The sequence below is a fragment of the Salinicola salarius genome (assembly GCF_002179555.1).
GTDB classification, from domain to species: Bacteria; Pseudomonadota; Gammaproteobacteria; order Pseudomonadales; family Halomonadaceae; genus Salinicola; species Salinicola salarius_A.
On record NZ_NHOU01000072.1, the window covers coordinates 1 to 4,210 of the forward strand.

At 53.2% G+C, this 4,210-nt stretch carries 3 protein-coding genes; all 3 read left to right on the forward strand.

The genetic code is table 11. The features are described 5' to 3' along the window. A partial coding sequence (locus CCD76_RS18855; RefSeq protein WP_179208972.1) for a restriction endonuclease subunit S occupies positions 1-457 on the forward strand: 457 nt, incomplete at its 5' end. Continuing rightward, entirely contained in the window at positions 450-1,103 is a 654-nt protein-coding gene (gene dinD, locus CCD76_RS18860) for a DNA damage-inducible protein D (protein ID WP_256961392.1), read from the forward strand. The genes CCD76_RS18855 and dinD, both read left to right, overlap by 8 nt. 377 nt (positions 1,104-1,480) lie before the next feature. After that, on the forward strand, positions 1,481-4,210 hold a 2,730-nt coding region (locus CCD76_RS18865), incomplete at its 3' end, for a type I restriction endonuclease subunit R (RefSeq protein WP_256961393.1).

The following is a 4,210-nucleotide window of genomic DNA, read 5'->3' on the forward strand; positions in this document are numbered from 1 at the left end:
CAAGACATCATTTTTCAGACAAAGCGTAGCCATAGCTATGTATGGTGCTACGATTGGTCGACTTGGAATATTCGGGGTAGATGCTACCGTCAATCAAGCTTGCTGCGTTTATTCTCAACCTACAGTGTTCGATACTCGCTTCGTTTACTACTGGCTTCGGATGCGAAAACCCATCTTAATATCACTTTCAAGCGGTGGTGGGCAGCCCAATCTCAGTCAAGACGACCTGAAAAAGTTATGGATTCCAATTCCCGATATCAGCGAGCAGCGAGCTATTGTCCAGTACTTAGATAAAGAAGTATCTCAAGTAGAGGATCGGATTGCGAAAGTTCGCTTAGTTATAGATAAGTTAAACGAATACCGCGCAGCCCTGATCACCAATGCTGTCACCGGCAAAATCGACGTACGGGACTTCTGCATACCTACTACTGAGCAAAGGGAGGTTGCCCATGGCTGATACGCCGTCCACCAATACCCACCACGAGAGCTTTGAAGGCATCCGCAGAGAGGATGAGCATGGCAACGAGTTCTGGTCAGCCAGGGAGCTGGCACCGCTCTTGGAGTACCAGCAGTGGCGAAATTTTGTTCAGGTTATTGATAAGGCGAAGCAGGCCTGCGCGAAGTCAGGAAACGAGGTTGCAGACCATTTTGCTGACGTCAGCAAAATGGTCGACATAGGCTCCGGCGCGCAACGCCCGGTACCGGATGCCCACCTGTCACGCTATGCCTGCTACCTGATCGTCCAGAACGGCGACCCTACGAAGCCGGTCATCGCCAACGGCCAGACCTACTTTGCTATCCAGACACGCCGACAGGAGCTGGAGGACAGCGAGCAGTTCACATCCCTCTCCGAGGATGAGAAGCGCCTGGCAATCCGTAAGGAGCTTATCGCCCACAACAAGTACCTGGCGGCGGCTGCCCAGGATGCTGGCGTGGAGACCCCATTGGATTACGCCATTTTTCAGGATCATGGCTACAAAGGGCTATACGGGGGGCTGGGTGCCAAGGATTTACACGCCAGAAAAGGGCTCAAAAAGAGCCACAAGATTCTGGACTACATGGGGAGCACAGAGCTCGCTGCCAATCTGTTCCGTGCCACGTAGGCAGAAGAGAAGCTTCGCCGGGACAACATTCAGGGTAAGCAGAACGCCAACAAAACCCATTTCGAGGTAGGCCAGAAGGTTCGACAAACCATTGGCGAACTGGGCGGTACCATGCCAGAAAACCTGCCCACGCCGGATAAAAGCGTCAAACAAGTAGAAAACGCTCAGAAGAAGCTGGGAAAGCAGCAGAACGACGATTCTGACCAAGAGTAGTCGCTGGAACCCAGCCAAGTTTTAAAAAGGAACATAGGTTATGCACAAAGAAATAGACTTTGAGAACGCCATAGAGCAGGCGCTGATCACCCAGGGTGGCTATCTGTCAAAAGGGGGATCCCACCAGTTTCGATGCTGAAACAGCCTTGTTCCCGGGGGATGTCGTGAGCTTTGTGCAGAAGACACAACCCAAGATCTGGGAGCGGTTGAACAACCTGGATTCGAGCAAGGCCGACAGCATGCTCTTGGATGCGCTCACCAAGGAACTGGCCGCAAAAGGCGCCCTGACCGTGCTGCGCGAGGGCTTCAAGTGCGTCGGCAAGTCGGTGAAGCTGGCTTATTTTGCTCCCAATACCAGTATTGATACCGGCGCGGCTGCACGCTACGCCGCGAACAGGCTTACCGTGGTTCGTCAGGTACATACAAAGACCGGTGCAATTCCGGACATGGTGCTTGCTGTGAACGGCCTCCCAGTTGCCACATTGGAGCTGAAAAATGCCATGTCGGCGACTGGATGGACGGTAGAAAATGCCAAGTCCCAGTACCGCTTCGAACGGAACCCCAAAGACCCGCTGTTCGCCTTCAAGAATCGCTGCCTGGTGCATTTTGCAGTAGATACCGAGCAAGCATTTATGACCACGCACCTGGAGGGTAAGGATACCTTTTTCCTGCCTTTCAACCGGGGTTTTAATCACGGCGCTGGCAACCCGCCCATGGAAGGTGAGGTTCGTACCGCCTACCTCTGGGAAGAGGTGCTGGAGCGGGACAGCCTGATGGATATCCTCGCCCGTTTTCTGCACCTTCAGGTAGAAGAGAAAACGGTCGTGACCGAAAAGGGAATCAAGCGCCACCGCAAGGAAACGCTGATTTTCCCCCGGTACCACCAACTGGATGCCGTAAGGTCTCTGACCCAGCACGCAAAAGCCAAGGGCTCCGGCCATAACTATCTCGTACAGCACTCTGCGGGTTCCGGTAAATCCAACTCCATTGCCTGGTTGGCTCATCGTTTGTCCAGTCTGCACGATGCCAACAACGAGAAAGTATTCCATTCCGTGGTGGTGATTACTGATCGCCGGGTACTCGACCAGCAATTGCAGAACACCATCTTCCAATTCGAGCACAAGTTGGGCGTTGTTCAGAAGATCGACGAGAACACTCAGCAACTGGCCAAGGCGCTGGCTGACGGCGTGCCGATCATCATTTCGACTATCCAGAAATTCCCCTTCATCAGTCAGGCCATTCGCACGCTGGAACAGAAAGGCAAAGGCATTTCAATTTCGACGGAAGGCAAACGCTTCGCGGTGATTGTGGATGAGGCTCACAGCTCGCAAAGTGGCGAAACGGCCATGGAGCTGCGGAAAATTCTCAACAAGGATGGCATCGAGTCAGCCATCGCTGAGCAGTTGCTGGACATGGAAGACGAGAGCCTTAGCGAAGAAGCCAAAAAGGAACTCATCCGTGAGCAGCTCAAACGTGCCAAACAGCCCAACCTGAGCTTTTTTGCGTTCACCGCTACCCCCAAGTTCAAGACCATGGCCGTGTTCAACGAGCCAGGACGAAACGGGGAAGCTCCGTTCCATCACTACAGTATGAGGCAGGCCATTGAAGAGGGCTTTATCCATGACGTGTTAGCCCACTACACTTGCTACAAGCGTTATTACAAGCTGATCCAGAAGGTGGAGGATGACCCTGAAGTGCCGCGCCGCAAGGCCGCGCGGGCGCTAGCTCGTTTTGTTTCCTTCCACGACTATGAGATAGCGCAGAAGGTTGAGGTGATCGTTGAGCACTTTCGCACCCATACCCGCCACAAGATCGGTGGCCGGGCAAAAGCCATGGTAGTGACCAGCTCTCGTGAACATGCGGTGCGCTACAAGCTGGGCTTTGACAAGTACATCAAATCTAAAGGCTATACGGATGTGAAGTCCCTCGTAGCCTTCTCGGGGGAGATCGCTCTCAAGGAATATGCTGACAAGACGTTTACCGAAGTCGGTATGAACGAGGGCATCAAGGAGTCTGAGCTACCGGATAAATTCAACACCGAGGAATATCAGGTGTTACTGGTCGCTGAAAAATACCAAACCGGATTTGACCAGCCACTGCTTCACAGCATGTATGTGGATAAGAAGCTGTCAGGCATTCAGGCGGTGCAAACACTGTCGCGGCTTAACCGAACGGCCAAGGGCAAGACAGATACCTTTGTTCTGGACTTCGTGAATGAGCCGGATGAAATCTACAAGGCGTTCAAACCCTATTACGAGGTGACCACCAAGGAAGAGGATACCGATCCTCAGCAGCTCAATAACCTGGCCTACACGCTGTCAACCTGGCAGATTTTCACTGAGGGCGAGGTGAGCGCTTGGTGTGAGGTCTGGTTCCGCAACCGACTCAACCCGACAGGCGGTGAGCACAAGAAGCTGAACAGTCTGATTAACCTGGCTGTCGAGCGATTTAAGAAACTGAGCGAGGAAGACCAGGCCCTGTTCAAGGGGCAGTTGGTCAGCTTCCGTAACCTGTACGGCTTCGTTGCCCAGATAATCCCGTATCAGGATTCGGACCACGAGAAGCTATACACCTATTCCCGCTTCCTACTCACCAAACTGCCTTATACCGCCGATACCCGCACGGTGCAAGTTGATGATGAGGTAGAGTTAAAGTACTACCGGCTTCAGAAAATCAGTGAAGGAGCCATCGACCTGAAAGTAGGCGAGCCGGAAGCCCTCTATGGCCCGACCGAGGTCGGCACCGGCCAGGCTGAGGAAGAGGTGCAGTTATCGACACTGGTCGATAAGCTCAATGAGCGATTTGGTACAGAGTTTACCCCGGCGGATCAGCTGTTCTTCGATCAGGTGAAGGAAACAGCCGTTTGTAGTGGTCAAGTGCTTTTGGCCACCGAG

Coding starts and splice junctions, on each gene's coding strand:
- dinD (WP_256961392.1), top strand. CDS start 450: ATGGCTGATACGCCGTCCACCAATACCCACCACGAGAGCTTTGAAGGC.